Below are 23,936 nucleotides of genomic sequence, written 5' to 3'. Positions count from 1 at the left end.
GTTTCAGACACGCCCTAATCGTTTTCATATTTATCGGAACTTGTGTGTTTATTTATTATACATCCCCATACAATATTATACTGAAATTTTCACCGTGTTTCTTCCATTCAAAGAATAGACACGATTCTGTATATACATACTTGGGTTATGAATATAGAGAGCAAGCATATCCTTCAAAGGATCATGCGCCTGTATGTCACAGAGAGAGTAATCGAACTACTAAACATTGGGGGTGTAATGTTGAGCCTGCTTCATGTTGCTGTTATTCTGCCTTTTGCCGCTGGCATTCTTCTTGCCACGCTGCATCGTTTCTTCCGTAAATTACATTTGGGATGGCCGGTTCTCCTTGTTCCGGCACTATTATTTGTATACTTTGCGAGTCTCATACCCGCTGTGTCACAGCGCAATACCGTATCTGGAAATATCCCATGGATTCCTTCACTGGACATTGGATTTAACCTGTATCTGGACGGTCTGAGCCTCATGCTGACACTGCTAATCACCGGAATCGGTGTCCTCGTTGTTCTCTACTCCATCTTCTACATGGATATGAAAGAAGCGCTGAACCGTTTCTACCTGTATCTGTTGATGTTCATGGGAGCCATGTTGGGCGTGGTGCTGTCTGATAATATGATCGTGCTCTACGGATTCTGGGAATTGACCAGTATTACGTCATTCCTGTTGATTGCATTTCATTACAAACGTAAAGCCTCGACTTCAGGTGCACAAAAATCATTCCTGATTACGGTATTTGGCGGTTTCGCCATGCTTACCGGATTCATGATGATGTATCTCATTACCGGAACATTCAGTATTCGTGCAACCATTGCAGGATTGGGTCAGTTTCAGGAAAGCGCGCTATTTCTACCCGCACTTATCTTGATCCTGATTGGAGCTTTCACCAAGTCAGCTCAATTCCCGTTCCACATCTGGTTGCCGGATGCCATGGAAGCTCCCACACCTGTTAGTGCCTATCTTCACTCAGCCACCATGGTCAAGGCCGGACTGTACGTTGTGGCCCGATTCACACCAATCTTCGGTGGAGAGGGACTCTGGTTCTGGCTGGTTACTGGCGTTGGTCTTCTAACTTTGTGTTATGGATCATTCCTGGCGGTGAAAAAAAACGATCTCAAAGCGATTCTCGCCTATTCGACCATCTCTCAACTTGGTCTGATCATGTCCCTGTTAGGGGTTGGATCTGCTGCTCTCTACTTCGGATATGGCGAATCCTCTGCGATGTATACCGTGGCAATAACCGCTGCGCTGCTTCACCTGTTTAATCATGCGACCTTCAAGGCCGCTCTGTTCATGGTCGTAGGCATTGTCGATCATGAAACGGGTACACGTGACATTCGGAAGCTCGGTGGACTTGCTTCATTCATGCCAATTACATTCACCGTGGCATTGCTCGGTTCACTTGCCATGGCGGGTATTCCGCCGTTCAACGGATTCCTGAGCAAGGAGTTATTCTTCCAGGCGATGGTAGAAGTCACGCATCTGCGAATCTTTGGACTTGGGTCCTGGAGTGTTCTATTGCCGGTATTCGCTTGGCTTGCAAGTGTGTTTACCCTGATCTATGCGCTTATTATCGTGTTCAAAACATTCCTCGGTCGTAGCCAAAGCGAGATCCCTGCCGAGAAGCTACACGAAGCGCCCGCTGGCATGCTCATTCCGCCTGTTGTTCTAGGTGTTCTTGTCATCGTATTCGGACTCTTCCCGAATCTGCTGGCCGGATCACTGATTGAACCGGCAATGGCCGCTGTGCTTCCATCCCTCTTAAATGGGAATGAGCGCTTCGATGTACATTTCTCTCTGTGGCATGGATGGACTCCGGAACTGATTATGACGATCGGAGTTGTGATTCTCGGAATCACTCTCTACAAGCTGTTGCCACGATGGAGGAATATTTATGAGCATTATCCACAAGGATTAACAATTAACAATATGTACCATGTCGTGCTGGATAATCTTCAGCATTATGCACGCAAATGGACGGAAGCCTATATGAATGGCTCGGTTCGTAATTATCTCGTTTACATTTTCTCATTCACGGTCGCGTTGCTGGTCTATGCCTTCTTCCGTTCAGGAGAAAATATTACCTGGAATCTGCAGGGCAATGCACCTTACTCATTCTATGAGGTGGTACTGCTAGTCACGCTCATCGGCGCTGCAGTTTCAATTCCTTTTGCCAAGAACAGATTGTCGGCAGTCATTATGACCGGAGCGGTTGGTTACCTCGTAACCCTGCTGTTTGTACTCTTCCGGGCGCCGGATCTGGCGTTGACACAGATGATTGTTGAGACGGTATCCGTTGCGTTGTTCCTGCTCTGCTTCTACCATCTGCCTGAGCTTCAACGTGGCAAATCAAGCCGCAGTTATCTCACGGTGAATATGATCGTAGCGATTGCAGTCGGAATCGTGATGACTTTTGTGGCACTGGCTGCAAGCGGAACAGCATCACTCGACAGCATTTCTACTTTCTTCCTTCAGGAAGCCTATGATTCGGCTGGTGGTAAAAATGTCGTGAACGTGTTATTGGTGGATTTCCGAGGCTTCGATACGTTATTGGAGATTATGGTGCTTGGGGTTGCTTCATTGTCCATCTACTCCATGATTAATCTGAACCTCGAAGCAAAAGATCTCGGAGCCCGCTTGAAGTTCCGTAAGAAGGACGAAAGTCAGGATTCCGAGCCCGATCTGGATGATGAAACAGACAATACGAAAAAATATGGTAACCGGGAACGCAGCTCATCCTCGTGGGATACTGTTCCCTTGCAGAGTAATGATGTATTGCTGCAAACGACCACCAAGGTCGTTGTGTTCATCATTCTGACGTTTGCCATGCATCTCTTCTTTGCAGGTCACCACAATCCGGGCGGAGGTTTCATCGGCGGCTTGGTAACAGCGGCAGCGCTCGTATTGATTGCCCTGGCATTCACTACTGATACAATACGCAAAGCGTTACCCGTTGACTTCCGTGTTCTCACAGGGATCGGATTGGGTATAGCGTTACTTACGGGTGCGGGTTCATTTATATTCGGAGTCCCGTTCCTAAGTCAAACCTTCGGCTATTTCGAACTTCCTTTGCTGGGAGAGACAGAACTCGCCACGGCCATGCTGTTTGATCTTGGCGTGTATCTCGCTGTCCTGGGTGTCACCATGACCATCATTCTACAGATCGGGGAGGATCGCTGATATGGAAATATTGATGTGTGTAGCCGTTGGCATTCTGTTTGCGGTTGCCGTCTTTTTAATCTTGTCGCGGAGCCTGCTCCGCATCGTACTTGGCATGTCCATACTAACCCATGGCGTGCATCTGCTCTTGATCACCATGTCACGTCTCAAAACTGGGGCACCACCACTGCTTGGGGAGATGGCTGAACGTTATGTCGATCCACTTCCTCAGGCTTTGATACTAACTTCAATTGTTATTAATTTTGGCCTCACTGCGTTCTTCTTTGTTCTCTCCTATCGTTCTTATCTGAAGTTAAAAACAGACGATATGGAAGAAGTAAGGGGGCGCCCATATGAATAATCTCGTCGTTCTGCCGATTCTGTTGCCTTTAATTACAGGCGTTCTGACTTTGCTCTTTTTCCGGAAAACAAATATCCAGCGGATCATTAGTGTCATCGGACTTTTGTTTACAGCAGCGGTCTCAACCATACTCATTACTCGTGTGACTCAAACTGGAGTTCTAACGCTTAATATGGGCGGTTGGGCACCTCCTTATGGTATTGTGCTTGTTGCTGACATGGTGTCGGCGCTACTTGTCGTAGCCGCTTCCATCATTGCACTGGCGTGTCTACTGTATGCTTTCCGCAGTGTGAACAAGGAGCGGGAAGAGCACCACTTCTATCCGTTCTTTCATTTCCTGATTGCGGGAGTTAATGGATCATTTCTAACCGGAGATTTGTTCAATTTGTTTGTCAGCTTTGAACTGATGCTCATCTCTTCCTATGCACTGATCGTATTGGGAGGTACGGAAAGACAATTACGTGAAACGATTAAATATGTCTTGATTAACATCGTTTCTTCAGCACTGTTTGTCGCTTCCATCGGCTTCCTCTACTCTATTACTGGCACATTGAACATGGCAGACTTGTCCGTAAAAATTGCTGAAGTGGGACAGAGCGGGGTCATTACCTTAATTGCCGTACTCTTCCTAATCGTATTTAGCATCAAGGCCGGACTGTTCCTGTTCTTCTGGCTGTCGGGCTCTTATGCGGCACCACCTGCTGTCGTCACTGCATTGTTCGCAGGATTGCTTACCAAAGTTGGCTTGTACGCAATTGTGCGAACATTCACACTGATCTTCTATCATGATCCTGATTTCTTCCATACACTGATCGGATGGATGGCTGGTGCAACGATGGTCCTTGGTGTCATTGGTGCGATCTCATACCGCGATGTGAACAAAATTCTCATTTACAACGTGGTCGCAGGTGTAGGTTTTGTCGCTTTTGGTATGGCTTCGGCCAGTCGTCCTGCACTGGAGGGGCTGCTCTTCTATATGCTGCATGATATGTTGATCAAAACATTGCTCTTCCTGCTCGGCGGTGCCTTGATCGCTGTTGCCGGAACATCAAAACTCGATAACATGGGTGGGCTGATCCATCGCTATCCACTGCTCGGCTGGATGTTCTTCATTAGCGCACTTGCCTTGGCAGGTTTGCCGCCATTCAGTGGATTTCCAGGGAAGTTGCTTCTCTTTGAAGGAGGCTTGCAGGCAGGCTTGTATGGTCTTACCGGCATTGCGGTGCTTTCGAGCTTGTTGATGTTATATTCGGTACTACGCATCTTCATACAAGCGTTCTGGGGCGAACCGCCTGCCGGGGTTACAAGACGCCCTTACGCGGTGAACGGCCTGCTGATTCCTGCCGGAATTCTGTTTGTATTCATCATCGTAATGGGTGTGGGGGCTGAAGGCATGTTCCAATTGACCTCCCGCGCAGGCGATATTCTACTGCATCCCAATATTTATATTGATGCCGTATTGAAGGAGTAGATGTCTATGGCCTTTCAGATTGTACTGAATCTTATCATTGCTTTTGTATGGATGTTTCTGAACAATGCCTGGAATGGTGTTGGTTTTCTCATAGGTTACCTGCTTGGACTGCTTCTCATCGGGGGAATGCGCAGATTTTTCCCCCAGCGCTTCTATATTGTGCGGGTCTGGGCCATCTTCAAACTGATTACACTGCTGTTCAAGGAACTGGTGCGAGCCAGCATTGAGGTTATACGCCAGATTATCAAGCCCAAGCTCGATATAAGGCCCGGTATTTTTACGTATAAAACTCAATTGTCCTCGGATTGGGAGGTTACTCTGCTCTGCTTACTCATCTCATTGACACCAGGTTCTCTTCCGCTTGAGATCTCGGGTAATCAACGCAAACTGTTTATTCATGCACTGGATATCAAGGATGAACAGAAAATGAGAGATGATATCCAAAATACATTCGAAAAAGCAATTATGGAGGTGACGCGTTAATGTTATCCTCACTGTTGTTCATCTCCTTGCTCATCCTCTCCTTAGCCATACTAGGTTGCTTGTACAGGGTGCTGCGGGGACCATCCATGGCTGATCGGATTACAGCATTGGATACCATCGGTATCAATGTAATTGCCATCGTTGCCGTTCTGTCGATGATGCTGCAAACCCAAGCCTATCTGGATATCATCTTGCTGATTGGTATTCTGGCCTTTCTAAGTACAGTGGCATTTGCACGTTATATCGAACGGGGGGCGGTATTCAAAAATGATGGAGATCGTTAAAGTAACCACTGAAACCGCTATAGGTCTACTCGTACTGCTCGGTGCACTACTCAGTGCACTCAGTGCATTCGGACTTATTCGTCTGCCTGATGTATATCTGAGAGCCCATGCCGCAACCAAAAGTATGACACTTGGAGTATTCTGTGTATTAAGCGCTACATTTTTCTACTTCTGGTACTTCGATAACTATATCAGTGCCCGCTTGTTGCTTGGTATCCTGTTTGTATTCATCACGGCTCCGGTGGCCGGACATCTGAACGGACGGGCCGCCTATCGCACAGATGTACCGCTGTGGGAGCAGAGCGTTCAAGATGAACTGGAACCTTTGTTAAAAGGGAAAAAGGTGAACCATGAGGCCAAGGATATGATGGAATAATCCCAAGCCTAGGCATAACGAATACCCCCAAGGGATCAACCGCTCGTTTTGCGGTACGTCCTGGGGGTATTTTTTATTTTCATACACGGATCATATCAAACACTGATTATACAGACAGATTAAGTAGTATAGTCAGAAACCATTCAGTCCCTGTCTTCTCAGATCCGCAGCCACAATACGCGCAAGCTCCGCAGCGCCTTGACGATTCGGATGCAGACTATCCCCTGTCATATATAGACCAAGTGTTGCCGCTGGACCAATGGACGTGAAATAGGCAGAACTTAACTTATTCAGTTCAACCAGGGTGACTCCCTCTTCCTGAGCTAGTGCACGGGTGGATTGATTGTACCAGCGGTTCTCCGCTTGATGCACATTGGCTGAATTAAAGTCCGTTGCCCGGCCTTGAGGCGTAGAGAGAATGACCGTTGCTCCTTTGTTCTTTGCCTGACGCACCATATCCCGCATAATCTCCTTGAACTGCGCCTCTGTTGTATTGTTCTTGGCATTGGTGTCGTTAATTCCGAATTGCAAAATAAAATAATCTCCCGGCTTGATATACTTGAGAATCGCTTCCATCTGACCATCATCGCGGAATCCTCTCGCAAACTGACCACTTGCCGCCATATTGCGAACCTGGAAGGTGGAATTGTTCACATAGGACGGAAACAGCTGTCCCCAACCTCCTTGTACACTGCTACCCAGCGGATAGTAATTGCAGACTGTTGAATCCCCACCAATGTAGATTGTGCGGTTGGTAACGGTCTGATTGGATAACTTCCGGATTTCGAGTGCACTAAGTGTGAAGGCGGTGCCTGTCTTTCCTTCCGTAACCAGCAGGTTTAATTGCCCGTCAGTCACCGGAATTTGAAATTGGTCCGTTGCCCCGTTGCCTGTCATATTAATGATCTGGTAGACACCTTCTGCAGCCACACTCGCTCTGGCTGTATTGCCCAGAACCACTTTGACCTCATAGAGACCATTGGACAGATTCACATTGAAGGTATTGGTGCTCTTCGTGCCGTAAGTCAGAAACTGCACAGCGTCACTCTTAACCCCGCTTCCTGAGGCAGACACATTCCTCATCTGTGCAGGTGTGTTGAAGCCATAACCTTTCGTAGATGTATAGGCATCTCCTGCGGACACGCCTGTGTAACCGCTCTCAACAGCACCCGAACCAAAATCAAATCTGTAATTGTCTGTTGCCGCTTCGGCGACTCGCCCTCCACTGCTTCCCAAACCGATGCCCATTGTACTCGCAAACAGAACAAGACAGAGCAGAAGCTTTACCGATATTGACCATTTCATCACTGAATTCTCCTCTCGAATCAGAATTAACTCGGTGCACGATCCACAACTTCACAGAACTTGGTCAAGCCAGTCATAGGCTTTCGCTCCGCTAATCTCATGTCCACCTGTAAAGAAATCCGCATCCAGTGATTCTGATGCTCCCGCCTGCTCATATATGTGTGTCAAACGGGCATACGCCTCTCTCGCTGCATGAATGGGGAACACCAGGTCATCACTTCCAGCTTCAATAAAAAGTGGCCTAGGCACAATCAGGCCGATGAGATCCGGCAACTCCGCTTCACCCAGGATACCTGGCACATAGTTGTCCAGACAATGGTTCCGATCCAATATGCTGCCCTGGAATGTATTTGCATAACCGCTTACCACAGTTGCCCTGAACCGTTCATCCAACGCGGCTGTAAATGCGGTCACCAGCCCACCGCCCGAGATACCCATGCTTCCAATTCGCTCCGAATCCACTTCTGGCCGAGTCGATACATAATCCAATACACGTGTTGTTTCATACACCCTATGACCGGCGAGGGTCTTCCCCACCATGAGCAGATGCGCAGCAATCTTCGTACAGGAACTTACCCCTGGTGGCGCATCGCGGTCCTCTTCCAGTCTTCGATCACCAAATCCGAGCAGCTCTGGAGCCGCAACCACATAACCACGCTTCACAAGAGCTACTGCAAAGTCCTTGTGTAATCCGGGCTCTCCTGTCCGTGGCGACCCATCAGGTTCCATACCCGATATCTCTCGGCTACCGTAGCCATGCCCATGACAAGCAACGATAGCAGGTCTTTTAGTATCGGTAACGTTACCCTCATCTGGAATTAATAAATATACAGGCATACGAAGTCCTGCATAGGTCGTGATTTCAATCCGCTCCCGAATATATCCGTCACATGTAATGCGCTCCAGTAAGACAGGATTCAGTGCGGCCGCCATCGTGGGAAAACCGCCCAACCGTTCTTTTACACGTGTACGTAACTGACTTCGCCATAACTCCAGGGGTTGATCTGCATGATACGCGGAACGATCACGGAGATTCGTTTGTTGTTGTAGATAGACTTCAATATCCGACATGGGCCTGTGTCCCTCCTGTTATTCGTAGGATAACGTAGATATAAGACTGTTACATGGAATTAATCCCATCCATTATAGAACATCTAGGTCAGCCATGAATTGAACATGTTTGCCTGTTTTGAATAGAATCACACGATTTCTAGCCAAAAAGGATATCTCCAACCTGAAGACAGGTTACGGAAATACCCTTCATTTCATCTGACCTGGCAGCCACCAGTTCCACCTGCCCATTAATTTCATCAATGCAGGTACCAGTATTAGCCGAATTAATGTAACGTCAATCAACACCGCTGCCGTGATTCCGATCCCTAACTGCCTCACACCTGCGACTTCGGCAGAAGCAAACGGCACGGTCACCGCAAGCAGAATTGCCGCGGCGGAGGTAACCAGACGACCCGTAGAAGCCAATCCCTGTTGGACAGCCACATCACTGTCTCCGGTTCGTCTATACACTTCCTGAATACGGCTCAGCATAAACACACCATAATCCATGGATATGCCAAACACCAATCCTGCAATGAATACAGGAATCATAATGGCAATGGCTGACGGCTCCATACCTAGATGTCCTTCATTGAACACCCACACCAATATGCCAAATGAAGCGGCTAAGCTGAGCAGATTCATCAGAATTGCCTTGATTGGAATGAGCATCGATCGGAATGCCGCCAGTAACACAAGATAATTGGTGACCACTACAAATACCAGCACTTTGGGCAGTTGACTTGTGACTTCCTGCATTATTTCATACTGCTTGGCAGCTTCCCCACCATAACGTAGTTTTACGTTGTTGGAACCAAGCGTATAATCGCTATTCCTCATTCGTTCCAGCCAATCTGCCACCTGCTCCGACCCGGGCTCCCCGTGTACGGTGGCTACCAATCGTATGGAATGATCAGAGACCGTTGAACGCAGCCATGCCGTCCTTGTTGACTCCTTACCTTCTATGGAAGGAGTGAGCGACGACGGCGGAATTCGAAAAAGGCTTTGCGCGCCATTTTGATTCGGCTGTAATAGACCCCATGGTGAAACAATGCTCAATACGTCTGAGTCCTGCAGTAATTGACGGGCTTTGTTGTGGGCCAACTGCCAGTGAGAGGCAGTTAACAGTTCCTGCTGTCCGCCAATCACGATCTCGATGGCGGAGGTATTCTTTTGCCCCAAATCATGTTGCAACTGCTCTGCTGTCTGGCGGGACTCCATTCTCTCTGGCAGTGAAGAAGCATCCGGGACGGACAGTTCCAACCGGGTCACTGGATAAACACACAGGAGCAGCACAACCGTACCTCCAATGGCCATACTGACTGGTCGTTTCATGACCATTGCTGACCATCTATGCCAGACCGAGCGTCTGGGTAACGAATGGATTAACTTTCGCTTGAAGACCCGATCCGCAGACAGTGACAGTAGAGCTGGCAGCAGCGTAACATTTAACAATAGCGATAGGAGCAGAACAATAATGGCCCCCAAGGAGACACTCAGAAACATTGGCAGTCTGATCCAGAGCAAACCCAGCAGCCCAAGGAGCACGCAAGCTGCCGAGAACAATACCGCTCTGCCTGCTGTACGCAATGTTCGCTGAAGAATCTCGCTCCGCAAAACCTCGCTTTGCATATCCAGGCTGCTGCCCGTAACGTTAGCTTTGCCTTCATCTTCGTAGACCCGCTGAAGTTCTTCCCTGTACCTGCTCAGGATGATCAGGGCAAAGTCTATACTGAGTGCCATTCCCACCATGGGAATCACATTAATGATAAAGTTGGACAATTCCAGATGATAACCAAGGAGTGACGTGACTCCCATAGCGGTAATCACAGCACTGATGCCCATCATAACAGCAATCAACGCGGCATATAGCCCCCTGAATGCAAAACACAAAACGATCAGGGCAATCGGCAGGCCGACCATTTCTGCACGTTCCAGATCACGAAAGCTCAGATGATTGACATCCTGCTGCACGACTGCCTTTCCCGTCAATTGCACCGTACCTGGACCGTCTGTTGCCAACACGGCGCGCAACTGCTCCAGTGGGGGACCCATCTGATGCGCGGGCACATCCATTTTCACAAGGGCATATGCCCTTTGGTCTTGCATCGTCACTCTTTCGCTAACATCCAGAGGGGACGTGATAGAGGTTACCGCAGGCAGCACTAGAACCTGTGTCAATTGATCCTTGATCCACTGCCGGAACTGTAACGGCGAGGTATTTTCCTTTTTCTCAAAAACCAGAATAACCGGATCAGCAGGAGAACCGAATTCGTCCTCCAGAACAGCATCAACTGCTTGCGCATCCCCGTGAACCCGTTTTAATCCGTGATCCTGAACTATGTCAGGTAACTTCCACGCCCAGACCGCTGACATTCCGATGATAAATACCCAGCAGAGAATAATGAACCTCGGATATCGGCTGATGAAGGCAGCAAGTCTGCGATAACCCATACCTAAGCTCCTCTGCAATTAGATTAGTCCTTCGATTATGTTCATCGGTAAGATCTAAGCACATTCATACACTTGCGGTGTATATCTCCTTCACTCGGGTTCGCGAACTATTGGATACCATGATTCACAGGTGTTCTGTTCGCTATGGGGGCAGGGATGTATGTAAAAGGAAGTAACTCTGCCGTCAGTCCCGGGCCAAAGGCCAGCGCAATCCCACTGGAATGCTCTTCCTTCTGTCTGTAATCCTCGCGGATGGCTTGAAGAACAAAAAGAATCGTCACGGACGACAGGTTGCCATAATCCCGCAGAATGTTTCTGCTGTAGGAGACCTGCTCATCTGTCAACTGATACAGCTTCTGAACGGCATCCACGATGCCTCTGCCTCCCGGATGGATCGCCCATATTTCCGGTAAACTGCTACCCTCCAGCAACCGCTCTACCTCTGGACCGAGATGCAAACCAAGCAGCTTCGGAATCTGTGGTGACAGGTAGAGATCAAAGCCTGTATTGCCCACTTCCCAGATCATTTCTTCAGCACAATCCGGCAGCAACGTTGAGTGCCCACGACCCAGTCGAAAACATTCATTGCGGTCTGTTCCGGACGCACCAATAACACAGGCAGAGGCGCCGTCTCCGAAGAACGATGCAGCATACAGGTCGTCCCGTTTGGCAGATGGCTGAAAGTGAAGTGTACATAGTTCCACACACACGATAAGAACCGTAGCCTTCTGATCTGCCGTTACAATGGAATTCGCCAGTTGGATCGCCTTCAGACCGGCTGCACATCCTTGAAACACCAGTGGAATCCGGTTGATCTGCGGTGACAGTTCAAGCTGTTGGATCAGCCGAACATCAAGTCCCGGCAAGAATTGCCCCGTGCAACTCACCGTAATGAGATGTGTAATTTCCGAGGAGGTTACGTCTGCATCCTGAATGGCCTGTCCGGCCGCCTCGAGACCAAGTGGAACAGCAGCAGCTTTGTATTTGCCCATACGTTCGGATGTAGTCGGAACCTCGTCCGCATTGGTAAAGGGTAAATATCGGCAAGAATCAACAGGCTCAAGCAGATTCGGTTCACACGTATACCGAGTCTCCACACCGCACTGATTAAAGATTCGTTTGGCCCACCTTCTCGCATCTGGCTCATGTTCCAGCGCTTGCGCGAGACGGGCAGACACATCCTTTTGCTCAATACGGTGGGCAGGCCACGCCGTTCCTATTCCCATAATACTTGCCCCAGTAGTTGCCTCAAGCTGGTTCATCGGCTTAACCCCCTTATAGTACGTGTTCAAAAGTAGGCTTTTTAAACAACCTATATATAAAATAGGTTCATATGACATGTGTGCAGGATATAGTACAAGTCTATTCACTACCTGTCCTGTTTATGTTCATATTAACAAGCAAAGGCGAACAACATATGCGAGTTTCGCACGTGCTGTCCGCCTTTGCTACCGGATTAAACCCGTTCCTATATTACATATTCGATCTGTCAGAACTACTCAGGCCGAATTATAGTAAATCTCTCCCCAAGTTTGGCATAATCATTACCTGCCAGTCGGCTGACTGGTTTCAAATGATCCATGAGGATATAGCCTTTGTCCGGATTATAGACTTGTTCGCTGAAATGATACTGCACAATGCGTACCAGCAGCAGGTCACTCACCGGTTTACCATCATCATTCGTGATAGGAATGTGTTGATACAGCTCACACTCCATCCGAATAAGTGCTTCTTTTATTCCTGGCACGGTGACCTTTGTACTCGGCACTGTAGTCAGTTTCGTCCGCTCAAGCTCACTTTCGTGGGGTTCAAGAATAGCTGCTGTCTCATTCACTTCTGTTATGATCGCTTCATCACATATATGCACGACCAGTTCTTTATGAGCAAGCACATTACGTGCGGTATCTTTCATGATACCGTCTTTACGTGCAATGGATATGGATAACAGCGGTGGGTCCGAACTAACCACATTAAAGAAGCTAAAAGGCGCTGCATTGATCACACCATTCTCATCTGAACGTGTCGTCACAAAAGCTATTGGACGCGGCACCACCGAACCACTCATCAGTTTATAGTTGTCTCTTCCCGTTATTTCACGTGGATCCAATGTATACATATGTAATATCTCCTTCCCTGCCACAAAGTATATGACCACTCTACTTCATGACAATACAATAAACTAACTTCTTTATTATATATCCTAAAATGCTGTATTAACAAAAAAACTCCCTGGTGTCCATTGCACCAAGGAGTTCAAACATGTTTTACAATTGACCATTTCTTATTTAACAATGCTCTTTTGAATGTCTTCCATAATTTGAAGATTCGCTTGAACACCACTATACAGCCAGCTGCTGGAACGGGTAAACTCGAACAGATTACCATTTTTCACAGCCGGGATACTTTGCCATACCGGATCTTTCAGTGCTTCTGACCCTGTACCTTCATCACTATTCACAAAGAACAAGTAGTCTACATCCATTTCAGCCAGCTTCTCCATAGAGATGGAAGACCAGTTACCTGTCGCATTGGCAGAGATTTCTTTTACAACTTCAGGCTCTACAAGTCCCAGTTCTTTGTACATTACTTCTCCACTCGATACATTGTCACTTACGATGAAGAACTTGCCGCTAACCAACCAAATAGCCGCTGCCGATTTCGTTCCCCCTGTAACGGTGTTGATCTTTTCCTTGATTTCTGTAGCTTTAACTTCGTAATCATCCAGCGCTTTTTGAGCTTCGGCACTCTTATTCAAAATTTCACCGATTTTCAGCTGCGTTTTGCGCCAGTCGCTATTGATCTCATCACCGAGTACGTACGTCGGTGCAATCTTACTGTACTGTTCGTACTTCTCACCTTCAACTACACTTTCGGAACCGATAATAATCAGATCCGGATTAAAACTTGTTACCGCTTCAAAAGGCAGATCGAAAGCAATCGTTGGAATACCATTCAGATCTTTTTGTAAATATTCCTGAATTCCGTTGGCTACAGACCATTGAGCAACTGGCTTAACACCGAGTGTTACCAGATTGTCTTCCAGATAAGACGCGATGATGCGCTCCGGATTTGCGGGAATTGTTACTTCGTGTCCCATTGCATCTGTTAATGTGCGCTCTGTAGCGGCTTCTGTTTGCGTCTCTGCCTCCGTTGTTGTATCGTTCTCTCCTGCTGCTCCGTTCTCTGCAGGCTTCGCTCCACACGCGGCCAACCAGATGGACATGACCATCACCGTAATTAGAAGCATGATCATCTTTCTATTTCTCTTAAACACTGTATTAACCCCTTTCAATATGAACACCTCATTAGGCGTTATTATGACAGATATCTACGTTCAAAAATATTGATACTATTATTGATACATATAATATCCGTATGTACATTTGTCCGATTCCATTGACAATGATAATTGTTATCAGTTCAGTTGTCAATTCGATTATGCTCTGCGCTATAAAGTTGAACTAAAGATTATTTACACTGACACTTCGATGATAGAACAACCTTCCAATCGCTGTTATCCCCAGATTTTTTCGATCCCCCTTTCTCTAAGGGAAAATCCGGTGATAGCGTATGCTTCCGATGCAGCTTTCTTTCAGAAAGCTTTTAGGCGAGCGCTTCGCTTTTTCAGGTTTTTTCTATCTTCTCCGTTTGGTGTAAATGATTAGTTCAACTATATAGATCATATAAAATCTTCTTGACGGCACTCACATATAGGCGGATGCCGCCATATGCTGAATGCAGAATACGACGACAGGAAGGATGTTCTGTACATGTATTACGAATATAACCCTTATCTAAGTTATGGAGAAGACCGTTCCTTTCAATTGCCTCCACTGTTCCCAGGTGGTGGTGGCGGCACACCGGGTGGTCAGACGTTTCCAGGTACACCTGGCGGTCAAGGCTCCTATCCTCCATACATTCCAGGCGGAGGACCTGGTCCATATATCCCCGGAGGCATTCCGGGTACATTCCCGGGTACAGCAACGGGCGTACCTGCGCAACTGGCGCAAGGCAATCTGCCCACCCTGCTTAGTGCCTATCCTCGTCCGGTAGGTCAGCCTCCGGCAGAAATGCTTTTTCTGTATAACCTGATCAAAAGCAGCCCGGGTCTGCTTCCGCTCTTCCTCCAGCAACAGCCGCAAAACCTCACTCAAGCTGTGCAATTTGCACAGACTGGTGCAGCGGCACCACGAGATAACGAAGAACGTGTGCTGCCCAACTTTTGCTATAACCGGTGGTCCCTTGTCTTCACATACAATGATGTGTACCTGATGTGGCCTGCCATCAATCTGTTTGGTTTTGTGGTGGGGTACTTCTATCCATTCCTCACGCCAGGTATACTGTCCAATACACAGATTTTGTTTGCGCTCTGCTAATCCTGTCCTTACCTACAGCAAGAGCCCCACTTGGAAGCATGATTCCTTCCAAATGAGGCTCTTGTTCGTTCTTTTACCAGATGTACCTTTACATTATTAAGACCCCACAAATGCAAGGTGTGCAGAATCAGTGTCTTTAACTCAACACCTGATCCATCTGACGCTTCCTGCCCCTACTGACCATTAGGAAGTAAATCACCAAGGCCCCGAGATCCGCACACGCGATAACGATTCCCATTGGCACAGCTGTGCCTTCTCCCCCGAGACCTACGAGGGGAGCGACAATACCACCAAACAGGAACGTCATCACACCAATAAGCGCAGACGCACTGCCTGCCGATTTCTCCTGATTGGCCATCGCCAAGGCAAAGGACGCGGTATTGACCAACCCAACACTGGATACCACCAGAAATAACGGAATCAGTACAGAGATTAGATTACCTCCAGCCAGAATGGCGATGAGCAGTGAAGTTCCTCCGAGCGCCGCGGTTAGCAGCCCCGCGATTAACAGCCGGGTTTCAGATACCTTACCTGCAAGTCTGCCGGCAATCTGACTGGCCAGAATAATGCCCAGCCCGTTTATGGCAAAGCAGACACTAAACATTTGCGGGGATACCCCGTATATCTTCTGAAGCACAAACGGCGAACCGGATATGTACGCAAACATGCCAGCAGCTACAAACCCTTGGGTTAACGCATACCCCATAAACTGACGATCCCCTGCGATTTGGCGAAACGTAATTAATGTCTGCTTCAATCCGCCGCTTGATCTGCGGTTGGAAGGCAAGGTCTCTCCAAGACCAAAAATGACAGCCAACAGCGTCAGTATTCCGATGAGGCTAAGCAAAATAAATACGCCGCGCCACGACGTATACGTCAACAATTGTCCACCAATAATCGGTGCAGCAATCGGAGCTACGCCGTTAATCAGCATTAACAGGGAGAAGAACCGTGTAAGTTCCGGGCCCGAATATACGTCTCTGACGATTGCGCGCGAGATAACGATCCCTGCCGCTCCGGCTACACCCTGAATGAACCGCAGCACAACAAAAGAGCCCATCGTCGGGCTGACCAGGCAAAGTATGGAGGCGATAGTATAGAGCACAAGCCCTGCAATGAGCGGTGTTCGCCGACCACGTACATCACTTAGCGGTCCGGCAAGCAACTGTCCAACCGCAAGTCCAATCATACACGCCGTCAGACTGAGTTGAGCATACGAAGTAGATGAACCAAACTCATCAGCCAGCGTGGGCAATGCGGGTAAATACATATCCAGGGACAACGGCCCAAAGGCCGACAGTGTCCCCAGAATTAAAGCCATCCGTACACGAGATGTGGAGTTTGTGTTCAATGAAGCTGTTGTACTTTTCATCAAATACTACTCCCCGCTACCCAGTAGCTTGAGCAGGTTGGATGGCAGTGTGAACTGTTGATTGTTAATAATAATACGGCGCAGTTCTTCTTCATCCCGCTCATTATCGGCGTCCTTAATCTCCTGAATTTCCCGGTGAAGTCGCTCCATCTGTTGATCCAGCGCATTTGCCGAATCTGCCGCACTCTTTAACTCTCTCGTCAAATGCTCGGGAACATCCTTATTGTATTTATAAAAAATCTTATGCTCCAGACTCGCCCAGAAATCCATCGCTATTGTACGGATCTGGATCTCCACACATGCTCGTTCCTCACCATTGGACATGTACACAGGCACTTCCACCAGAAGGTGAAGGCTTTGGTAGCCGTTTGGCTTTGGATTCTCGATGTAGTCTTTGACCTCCAGTACACGCAGATCACTCTGGTTGCACAGCATATCCTTAATGCGATAGATATCCGAGATAAAGGAACATGTAATCCGTACCCCGGCGATATCCTTGATATTTTGCTTGATGCTCTCAAATGTTAACTCATGATTTTTACGGAACATCTTGTTCATAATGCTCTCAGGAGATTTCAGTCTGGACTTTGTATGCTCAATTGGACTGTAATCATGCAAAGACTGGAATTCTTCCTTCAGGACTTCAATCTTGGTCTCCATTTGATCCAGAGCAAATTTATAGATCATCATAAATCTCGTAATTTCATATTTGAATTTCTTGAATTGATCGATTGGATGTGGAGCGTTCATCATGGCTTTCTCCCTTTCTTTCTGCACACTAAAATTAGTTTTATGAATATGAGAACAAGCGGTCATCCACAGGTCTCCTGAACCATTATAAATCATATGGAGCCAATAAACGAATTTCTCACATTTGGGCTGGTGATTCAGCCTGGAAGGTATGGAAACTTATTTTACGCGCATCCTATAGAAGCATCCCTGTCATTTGGCACGCAAATATTAATAAAAGAGGTGGATTTTACTGCTCTATCAAGTGACGTATTCATCCGATACACTTCGAGTTAAAGCTTATTTATACCTGCCACAAGGTTGTTCATTACCTGATATCACGACATATGAAACTTCTCATCCCGGCTCTGTCTCCTCTTCCTTCCCAGACTTCGCTTCCATACATAAGCCTCTACATCTTCATCTGCAACCGCTCGCCAGCCATTACCCTGCTGCAACAATACATGATACGGATAACTTACCGGAACAGTGGCCGGTTTTGATCTATTGCCGCGGCGGACTTGGCAGCTATGGCGGGGTAAATACCGTTTGGCTTGAGCAATTTGTACATAAAGGTTATATCGTGTTCGCCCCATCCTATCGTGGCAACGAAGGAGGTGAGGGCCGTGACGAGTATGGCGGGAAAGATGCCGAAGATGTGCATGCCGCTTACCGGTTGATACAGCGTTTACCCTTTGTCGACCCAACTCGGATATCGTTAATGGGGTTCTCCCGTGGAGCCATTAATGCTGTACATACCGCAACTGCCTACAATGAGGGACCGGACAAAGTACATAAGTTAATTCTTTGGAGCGGTGTCGCCGATGTGGAACGCACTTACCAAGAGCGAACCGACCTGAGGCGCACATTGAAACGTGTGCTGGGAGGTTCCCCACGCGCAGTTCCGGAAGCTTATCTCGCCCGCTCTCCCTTGTCAAAAGCAAACAAATTATCTTGTCCCGTGCTAATCATGCATGGTACATCAGATACACAGGTGAATTACAGTCACGGAACCCGAATGTATCACTGGCTTAAGCGCCGAGGTGCAGACGTCACATTTCACGCTTATGGCGGGCAGGATCATCATTTTCACGAGAAAATACATGAGTCAGCGGTGAACAATATGTTTGATTGGCTCGCTGCACCTTAAGTCTTTCACTATGAATTTCATTTTGAAGAATCATGCGTTATGGCTGTATACTGGAGGGGCTACGTTTTTCTGAAAGGACGGATAGAATGAATCAAAGCACCCTCCAAAAATACGCCATGCTGCTTCTCTGCATGACTGCCGGAATGGTGGATCTGATCGGATATCTGGGACTCGGGCATGTGCTTACAGCCAATATGACGGGAAATATTGTTTTATTGGGTATTGCCATTGCCCGTGCTCAGGAATTTGTTGTGCTGCGGTCATTGCTTGCTCTCATTGGTTTTATTGCCGGCAATGCCATTGCAGCACATATGGTTGGACCTGTGCAGACCAAAAATGGCTGGTCTTCCAGGGTCACAGCCGTGTTCACTGTTGAAAGCATATTGCTTCTGCTGTTCGCAATCACTATGATTAGTCCATTTTCAGAACAACTGTCTTATCTGTTAATTGTCATCCTAGCCGTTGCAATGGGGATGCAAACAACTGCGGCACGCCGCATTGGCATTGCTGGCATCTCAACAACCGTGCTCACCAATAATTTGGCCGCTGTGGTTGAGGATACCGTAAGCATTCTCAAAAAGCTGCGACATGCCAATATCCGATCGTTAGCCAAAGCCTTGTCCATAGACGCCTACCTTCGTGCAGGTGCTGTTGTCATCTATTTGATCGGCGTCATTGCAGCCGCATTGTTATTCCACCGTGTGCCCATGATTGCAGTCTGGATTCCTGTCCTGATCATTGGCGGCGTAACCCTATACGCCCGATTACATGCATGGGGAACTTCACAACAAAGCGAAAGTTAATTGCCGAAGAAGCAACCTATTCATTTTTAAGAGGCTGTTCAAAAATCCGCTATAGGATACTGAAAACTGGTCTTTTTGAACATGGACTTTAAGTTATTTTAAGTATAATCACGCTATTTATTTCATCAAAGCAGCTTCTTGGCGGATAAGCTTGACCAGATGTTGTGCAGCAGGCGACAACACTTCCCCTGCTCGTGTACATACGGCAACCGTATTTCTCAGCTGTACACCTCGAACGAACACACGTGCCAGCTTGCCTTGCTGCACATCTTCCTTCACAACCAAAGAAGATATAAAGTTGGCTCCATAACCTGCCTTCACCGCACTAATCGTTTCATTCAGCCCGTTGAACTGAAGCGCAATGCGGGGAGCGGCCAGGTTATTTGTTGTGCATAGGGAAACGAGTCGCTCACGCGTGGCGCTGCCTTCTTCACGCATGATGAACGGCTCTGCCACCATCTCATTCAGCTCGATTTCTTTGCCTGCATACGGATGGTCTGGATGTACAACAAACCACATCTCATCGTCAAACAATTCATCCCATTGGACACCCGCATGTGTAATTCCACTTCCACCATACACTGCAATCTCTGCCTCATAACGAAGTAACTGGTCAAAAGCCATCCGGGTGTTGGTTGTGCTCACAACAATCTCCACATCCTCGTGCATTTGCTTAAACCGCGCAATCCAGCCCGGCAACAGAAAATTCGAAGGCAAGTAGGTTGCGGTAAGACGGATTAGTCCTTTCTTGCCCTCCCGAAAATCCTGCACAAAATTCTCGACATCCTGCTCCAGCATGAACAGGCGTTCCGCATAACCGGTTAACTGTACCCCCGCATCCGTAAGCACCAGTCTTCTTCCCTCCGAAACAAAAAGCTGGATTCCCAATTCACGTTCAAACTTCTTCACCTGAGAAGATACCGCAGGTTGACTAATATTTAGTTCCTCTGCGGCACGAGTGACCCCGCCATATCTCACGATGGCATGAAATAATCGTAATCCATGCAGATTCATGTGTTACACCTCTTCCACGTCAAATACATAATCTAAAGTTATATTAACATACATAATATATATTTTATTTATACATTCACTCCATCTATAGTTGAATTATGAAATCCAATACACGAAACAAAGAAAGGAACATGTGAAAATGAAAAATATAAATACGACCAACCTACAGCATACCTGGACTCAAGTCGACGATTACATGAATGATCTGCTGATTCCATCAGATACCCTGCTGGAACATACACTGCAAAGCAATGCCGAAGCTGGACTCCCGGCTCATGACGTAACACCAAATCAAGGAAAGTTACTTCAACTCCTGCTGCAAATCCAAGGTGCATCCCGTGTACTTGAAATCGGCACATTGGGTGGGTACAGTACCATCTGGATGGCAAGAGCACTGCCTGAACACGGACGCATCGTCTCACTGGAATCCGAACCACACCATGCGGACTTGGCGCGAGCCAATCTCACACGAGCAGGACTGATGCACAAGGTTGACCTGAGAGTTGGTCCTGCACTAACCACCCTTCCCGATGTTCAGGAAGAATACAGAGAACCGTTTGATATGATCTTCATCGATGCTGACAAACCGAGTAATCCCGATTATCTGAGATGGGCCCTACGACTGACTCGGCCGGGGAGTCTTATTATTGGTGATAATATCGTCAGAGACGGTGAAGTGATCCGCACAGACAGCACAGACCCCAGAGTTCAGGGCGTTCGATCATTCCTGCAGTTGATCGCGGATCACCCTCGGCTTGAAGCTACAGCACTACAAACGGTCGGTAGCAAAGGTTACGATGGATTCGTCATTGCTCGTGTGATTGATGCCCCTGAACCAAAATAAACAGTGGTCAATTCTTCCGCAAATTCCCCTTTCCTGTTAAACTGGAATCACTGCACAGGCAGACTGGGGGGAACCACTTGAGAGTTTTACAACATATTCATGATGAAATTCGCGGCTGGTCCCGCAATATTCAACTGTTTTTCCTGGCTAGCATTCTGTATCAGATCGGAAATGGCATGTTCTCTGTCTTGTACAATCTGTATATTCAGGGTCTGGGCTATAATGATACAATGAACGGCCAGATTGTAAGTATTCAATCACTCGCAACAGCCATTATGTTTGTTCCTATCGGTCTATGCGGTGATCTGTTCAGCCGCAAGCGATTACTCATTACCGGGGCGTTATTCAGCGGAATCTTTCTGATCGGACGCTCCTTCGATTATTCGGCTACAGGACTGATCTGGTTCGCGGTATTCTCTGGCCTTTTCGCTGGGGTGTTCCAAGTACTGGCCATTCCTTATCTGGCGGAAAACGTCAAGAAAAGCCAGCGGCTGAAAATGTTCAGTTATTATTCATCCCTTGTGCTCGCTTCCCAGGTGCTTGGTAGCCTGGGTGGCGGCGTATTCGCAGATTTGTTACATACGGCAGGACTCGCCAAAGTAACCGGATTGCAGACGGTTTTATTTGTCGGTGGTGCAGCAACACTGGCTGCATTTATTCCACTGTTATTTGTAACCGAAGGCAAGGCTGCTCCGCAGACAACAATTCCGGCGCAACCCGTTCTTCAACCCAATGCGGATCTAAAAGAAAGTTCAACAAATAACCCAAGCAACGACGATTCGATCACCAAGAAAAAAGATTCCCGACTGATTGGTCAGTTTATAGTGACTCAGTTGTTAATTGGATTAGGTTCTGGACTGGTTGTACCGTATCTGAATCTGTATTTCACCAATCGGTTCTCGGTTTCTCTGAGCGGTATGAGCTTACTGATTGCACTTGGTCAGATTATGACGATTGTATCCATGCTGATTGGTCCTACCCTGGCGGCAAAGGTCGGAAGCGTAAGAGCCGTTGTCATTTTCCAGGTCATGTCGCTGCCCTTCCTTCTATTAACAGGCTTCACCAATCTGTTGTTCATTGCTTCGCTCAGTTTCTTATTCAGACAAGCATTGATGAACGCAGCCAATCCCATTCATTCAGCCATACTGGTGGATCGGATCTCTGACAAACGCCGCGGCATTGCCAATTCACTGATGCAGACCTCGTTCATGATTGGTTGGGCTACCATGGGACCTGTCCAATCCTATCTGGTCACCACGTACGGAACGTATTGGGGTTATGCAATCACATTCAGCATCACAGGCTGTCTATACGTTATTTCATCACTGATGTACTTTGTAATGTTCAGAGAACCCAAACCTTCCGCTACGGCTCTCGCAGGATCTTAATGAGTTGAACAGAAGTAGCCTGGTTGTTCCGCAGATAACGCAACGTATCTCATCATCAGGAGTGATCACACATGAGCATGAATCTTTCATTAAAGCTGAATGTATACCTGAATCTCATACCACCTCATTCAACCGGTAGGCTAAACGGATGGAACTGATGCATAAGCTCGGTTCCCACGTTGTCTTTCGGTTTTTTCTTAGTCTGGGTGTCTCTGTTCTTGGCGGATTGCTGTTCACAGTCATTCATACACCGATCCCGTGGTTGCTCGGGCCAATGGTATTCATGCTGCTTGGTTCCCAAGTTGCCAAATGGCCGCTTATGTGGCCTGCCTCCATCCGGGACTATGGCATTCTCATTGTTGGTTATTCGATTGGACTCACCTTAACAGAAGAGGCACTGCACGGCATTTTGCAACAACTTCCCATGATGCTTCTGATGACCTTGTTGTTAATCGGATTGTGTGTCCTTACAGCCTACATCGCTTCAAAGGTAACCGACTTTGACTTTCCCTCCCTGCTGGTTGGCAGCATTCCAGGAGGACTATCCCAGATGGTGTCCCTTGCAGAAGAGATGAAATCCATCAATCTGACGCTGGTTACTTTTTTGCAGGTGACTCGGCTGATCATGATTGTCTTCTGTGTTCCGTTCCTGCTATTCAGTCCTTGGATTGGAGGTACTGCAGGTGGTGGAACAGATCAGCCTTTCATTGACGTAGCAACATGGGGTACCCTTTTCCCTGAGATTCTTCTCTATGCTCCGCTCTGTGTAGGGGGTGCATGGGTTGCACGCAAACTCCGATTTCCGACGGCCTTTATGCTGGGTCCCATGATTGTCATGTGTGTCGTTCAATTAAGCACAACGCTGCACACACCCAGTCTGCCAACCTCCCTCTTAAACGTATCGCAATTGATGATTGGCAGTCACGTTGGGTTGATGCTCAAGCCGGAACAGTTGCAACGCAAGACACAGACAGTCACGCTAGCGGTGATGAGTAGTGTACTGCTCATTGTTGGTGCACTTGGATTAAGTTATCTGTTAATGAATGTGTTCTCCCTCTCCGCGGCAACCTCACTACTCAGTATGGCCCCTGGCGGGATGGATCAGATGAGTATCATGGCACATGAAGTGAATGCCGATCTTTCGGTTGTATCCGGGTATCAATTGTTTCGGATTCTGTTTATTTTCTTCATCGTCTCTTCCGTACTGAAGATGATTCTCATACATATGCTAAAGGGAAAGAAAGCTAAGCCCTATCTTTAATGATCATATCTTGTCTGATCCCATGCCAAAGAGAGTAT

The 23,936-nt window shown here is 47.6% G+C and carries 21 protein-coding genes; 12 read left to right on the top strand and 9 right to left on the bottom strand.

Annotated elements, in window-relative coordinates; genetic code table 11:
- The first annotated feature begins 240 nt into the window (after positions 1-240).
- Genes MKY87_RS28815 through mnhG form a run of 6 tightly spaced genes read left to right on the top strand, consistent with a single transcriptional unit; the run spans position 241 to position 6,149 of the window.
- The gene (locus tag MKY87_RS28815; protein ID WP_339790664.1) at positions 241-3,195 is read left to right on the top strand and encodes a Na+/H+ antiporter subunit A; all 2,955 of its coding nucleotides are present in this window, start codon (positions 241-243) and stop codon (positions 3,193-3,195) included.
- A 1-nt stretch (position 3,196) separates the two neighbouring features.
- On the top strand, positions 3,197-3,535 hold the full coding sequence (locus MKY87_RS28810; protein ID WP_036670645.1) for a Na(+)/H(+) antiporter subunit C: 339 nt from the start codon (positions 3,197-3,199) through the stop codon (positions 3,533-3,535).
- Positions 3,528-5,006 (top strand): Na+/H+ antiporter subunit D, encoded by a 1,479-nt coding sequence (locus MKY87_RS28805; protein WP_339784188.1) that lies wholly within the window; start codon positions 3,528-3,530, stop codon positions 5,004-5,006. The genes MKY87_RS28810 and MKY87_RS28805 overlap by 8 nt, the downstream gene beginning before the upstream one ends.
- Before the next feature lie 6 nt (positions 5,007-5,012).
- Complete coding sequence (locus tag MKY87_RS28800; protein ID WP_036608718.1) at positions 5,013-5,489, top strand: Na+/H+ antiporter subunit E; 477 nt, start codon at positions 5,013-5,015, stop codon at positions 5,487-5,489.
- Positions 5,489-5,773, top strand: a complete 285-nt coding sequence (locus MKY87_RS28795) for a Na(+)/H(+) antiporter subunit F1 (RefSeq protein ID WP_017688855.1) — start codon at positions 5,489-5,491, stop codon at positions 5,771-5,773. Before MKY87_RS28800 ends, MKY87_RS28795 begins: the two co-directional genes overlap by 1 nt.
- Positions 5,757-6,149 (top strand): monovalent cation/H(+) antiporter subunit G, encoded by a 393-nt coding sequence (gene mnhG / locus MKY87_RS28790; protein WP_074094788.1) that lies wholly within the window; start codon positions 5,757-5,759, stop codon positions 6,147-6,149. The genes MKY87_RS28795 and mnhG overlap by 17 nt, the downstream gene beginning before the upstream one ends.
- A 132-nt stretch (positions 6,150-6,281) precedes the next feature.
- On the opposite strand, the gene MKY87_RS28785 is transcribed toward mnhG, so the two are convergent.
- The 6 genes from MKY87_RS28785 to MKY87_RS28760 all read right to left on the bottom strand — a co-directional run bounded on the left by MKY87_RS28785 (position 6,282) and on the right by MKY87_RS28760 (position 14,235).
- Positions 6,282-7,397, bottom strand: a complete 1,116-nt coding sequence (locus MKY87_RS28785; RefSeq protein ID WP_339790667.1) for a rhamnogalacturonan acetylesterase — start codon at positions 7,395-7,397, stop codon at positions 6,282-6,284.
- A gap of 108 nt (positions 7,398-7,505) precedes the next feature.
- A complete protein-coding gene (locus MKY87_RS28780; protein WP_340967216.1) occupies positions 7,506-8,525 on the bottom strand; it encodes a dienelactone hydrolase family protein in 1,020 nt (339 codons plus the stop codon).
- 189 nt (positions 8,526-8,714) lie between these two features.
- Positions 8,715-10,961, bottom strand: a complete 2,247-nt coding sequence (locus tag MKY87_RS28775; RefSeq protein ID WP_339784190.1) for an MMPL family transporter — start codon at positions 10,959-10,961, stop codon at positions 8,715-8,717.
- A 107-nt stretch (positions 10,962-11,068) separates the two neighbouring features.
- On the bottom strand, positions 11,069-12,223 hold the full coding sequence (locus tag MKY87_RS28770; protein ID WP_340967214.1) for a type III polyketide synthase: 1,155 nt from the start codon (positions 12,221-12,223) through the stop codon (positions 11,069-11,071).
- Positions 12,224-12,456: 233 nt separating this feature from the next.
- A complete protein-coding gene (locus tag MKY87_RS28765) occupies positions 12,457-13,077 on the bottom strand; it encodes a flavin reductase family protein (RefSeq protein WP_339784192.1) in 621 nt (206 codons plus the stop codon).
- Positions 13,078-13,242: 165 nt separating this feature from the next.
- Positions 13,243-14,235 carry an iron-hydroxamate ABC transporter substrate-binding protein gene (locus tag MKY87_RS28760; protein ID WP_340967213.1) on the bottom strand — a complete coding sequence of 331 codons (993 nt, stop codon included), beginning with the start codon at positions 14,233-14,235 and terminating at the stop codon, positions 13,243-13,245.
- A 454-nt stretch (positions 14,236-14,689) separates the two neighbouring features.
- On the opposite strand from MKY87_RS28760, the gene MKY87_RS28755 reads away from it, so the two are divergent.
- Positions 14,690-15,337, top strand: coding sequence for a hypothetical protein (locus MKY87_RS28755; protein ID WP_339784194.1), 648 nt, complete (start codon positions 14,690-14,692; stop codon positions 15,335-15,337).
- A 136-nt stretch (positions 15,338-15,473) separates the two neighbouring features.
- Here the strand turns inward: MKY87_RS28755 and MKY87_RS28750 are convergent, their stop codons facing one another.
- Both MKY87_RS28750 and MKY87_RS28745 read right to left on the bottom strand, forming a co-directional pair.
- Entirely contained in the window at positions 15,474-16,709 is a 1,236-nt protein-coding gene (locus MKY87_RS28750) for a multidrug effflux MFS transporter (RefSeq protein ID WP_340967209.1), read from the bottom strand.
- Between the two features lie 6 nt (positions 16,710-16,715).
- Entirely contained in the window at positions 16,716-17,459 is a 744-nt protein-coding gene (locus MKY87_RS28745) for a GTP pyrophosphokinase (RefSeq protein WP_036608962.1), read from the bottom strand.
- Between the two features lie 244 nt (positions 17,460-17,703).
- Here MKY87_RS28745 and MKY87_RS28740 point away from each other — a divergent pair, with 244 nt between their 5' ends.
- Positions 17,704-18,588 carry an alpha/beta hydrolase family protein gene (locus MKY87_RS28740; RefSeq protein WP_340967208.1) on the top strand — a complete coding sequence of 295 codons (885 nt, stop codon included), beginning with the start codon at positions 17,704-17,706 and terminating at the stop codon, positions 18,586-18,588.
- A gap of 86 nt (positions 18,589-18,674) precedes the next feature.
- Positions 18,675-19,391 (top strand): YoaK family protein, encoded by a 717-nt coding sequence (locus tag MKY87_RS28735; protein WP_340967205.1) that lies wholly within the window; start codon positions 18,675-18,677, stop codon positions 19,389-19,391.
- A gap of 117 nt (positions 19,392-19,508) precedes the next feature.
- Here MKY87_RS28735 and MKY87_RS28730 read toward each other — a convergent pair whose 3' ends face one another.
- Positions 19,509-20,405, bottom strand: coding sequence for a LysR family transcriptional regulator (locus tag MKY87_RS28730; protein ID WP_340967203.1), 897 nt, complete (start codon positions 20,403-20,405; stop codon positions 19,509-19,511).
- A 139-nt stretch (positions 20,406-20,544) separates the two neighbouring features.
- On the opposite strand from MKY87_RS28730, the gene MKY87_RS28725 reads away from it, so the two are divergent.
- The 3 genes from MKY87_RS28725 to MKY87_RS28715 all read left to right on the top strand — a co-directional run bounded on the left by MKY87_RS28725 (position 20,545) and on the right by MKY87_RS28715 (position 23,898).
- Complete coding sequence (locus MKY87_RS28725) at positions 20,545-21,249, top strand: O-methyltransferase (protein ID WP_339784199.1); 705 nt, start codon at positions 20,545-20,547, stop codon at positions 21,247-21,249.
- Between the two features lie 77 nt (positions 21,250-21,326).
- A complete protein-coding gene (locus MKY87_RS28720) occupies positions 21,327-22,637 on the top strand; it encodes an MFS transporter (protein ID WP_338594202.1) in 1,311 nt (436 codons plus the stop codon).
- 148 nt (positions 22,638-22,785) lie between these two features.
- Positions 22,786-23,898 (top strand): AbrB family transcriptional regulator, encoded by a 1,113-nt coding sequence (locus tag MKY87_RS28715; protein ID WP_340967201.1) that lies wholly within the window; start codon positions 22,786-22,788, stop codon positions 23,896-23,898.
- Positions 23,899-23,936: the final 38 nt, after the last annotated feature.

This window comes from Paenibacillus sp. FSL R7-0198 (assembly GCF_038000415.1).
GTDB lineage: Bacteria > Bacillota > Bacilli > Paenibacillales > Paenibacillaceae > Paenibacillus.
This window is presented reverse-complemented; position numbering and strand designations above follow the sequence as displayed.

Coding starts and splice junctions, on each gene's coding strand:
- MKY87_RS28810 (WP_036670645.1), top strand. CDS start 3,197: ATGGAAATATTGATGTGTGTAGCCGTTGGCATTCTGTTTGCGGTTGCC.
- MKY87_RS28805 (WP_339784188.1), top strand. CDS start 3,528: ATGAATAATCTCGTCGTTCTGCCGATTCTGTTGCCTTTAATTACAGGC.
- MKY87_RS28800 (WP_036608718.1), top strand. CDS start 5,013: ATGGCCTTTCAGATTGTACTGAATCTTATCATTGCTTTTGTATGGATG.
- MKY87_RS28795 (WP_017688855.1), top strand. CDS start 5,489: ATGTTATCCTCACTGTTGTTCATCTCCTTGCTCATCCTCTCCTTAGCC.
- mnhG (WP_074094788.1), top strand. CDS start 5,757: ATGATGGAGATCGTTAAAGTAACCACTGAAACCGCTATAGGTCTACTC.
- MKY87_RS28785 (WP_339790667.1), bottom strand. CDS start 7,397: ATGGGCATCGGTTTGGGAAGCAGTGGAGGGCGAGTCGCCGAAGCGGCA.
- MKY87_RS28780 (WP_340967216.1), bottom strand. CDS start 8,525: ATGTCGGATATTGAAGTCTATCTACAACAACAAACGAATCTCCGTGAT.
- MKY87_RS28775 (WP_339784190.1), bottom strand. CDS start 10,961: ATGGGTTATCGCAGACTTGCTGCCTTCATCAGCCGATATCCGAGGTTC.
- MKY87_RS28770 (WP_340967214.1), bottom strand. CDS start 12,223: ATGAACCAGCTTGAGGCAACTACTGGGGCAAGTATTATGGGAATAGGA.
- MKY87_RS28765 (WP_339784192.1), bottom strand. CDS start 13,077: ATGTATACATTGGATCCACGTGAAATAACGGGAAGAGACAACTATAAA.
- MKY87_RS28755 (WP_339784194.1), top strand. CDS start 14,690: ATGCTGAATGCAGAATACGACGACAGGAAGGATGTTCTGTACATGTAT.
- MKY87_RS28750 (WP_340967209.1), bottom strand. CDS start 16,709: ATGAAAAGTACAACAGCTTCATTGAACACAAACTCCACATCTCGTGTA.
- MKY87_RS28745 (WP_036608962.1), bottom strand. CDS start 17,459: ATGAACGCTCCACATCCAATCGATCAATTCAAGAAATTCAAATATGAA.
- MKY87_RS28735 (WP_340967205.1), top strand. CDS start 18,675: ATGAATCAAAGCACCCTCCAAAAATACGCCATGCTGCTTCTCTGCATG.
- MKY87_RS28730 (WP_340967203.1), bottom strand. CDS start 20,405: ATGAATCTGCATGGATTACGATTATTTCATGCCATCGTGAGATATGGC.
- MKY87_RS28725 (WP_339784199.1), top strand. CDS start 20,545: ATGAAAAATATAAATACGACCAACCTACAGCATACCTGGACTCAAGTC.
- MKY87_RS28715 (WP_340967201.1), top strand. CDS start 22,786: ATGGAACTGATGCATAAGCTCGGTTCCCACGTTGTCTTTCGGTTTTTT.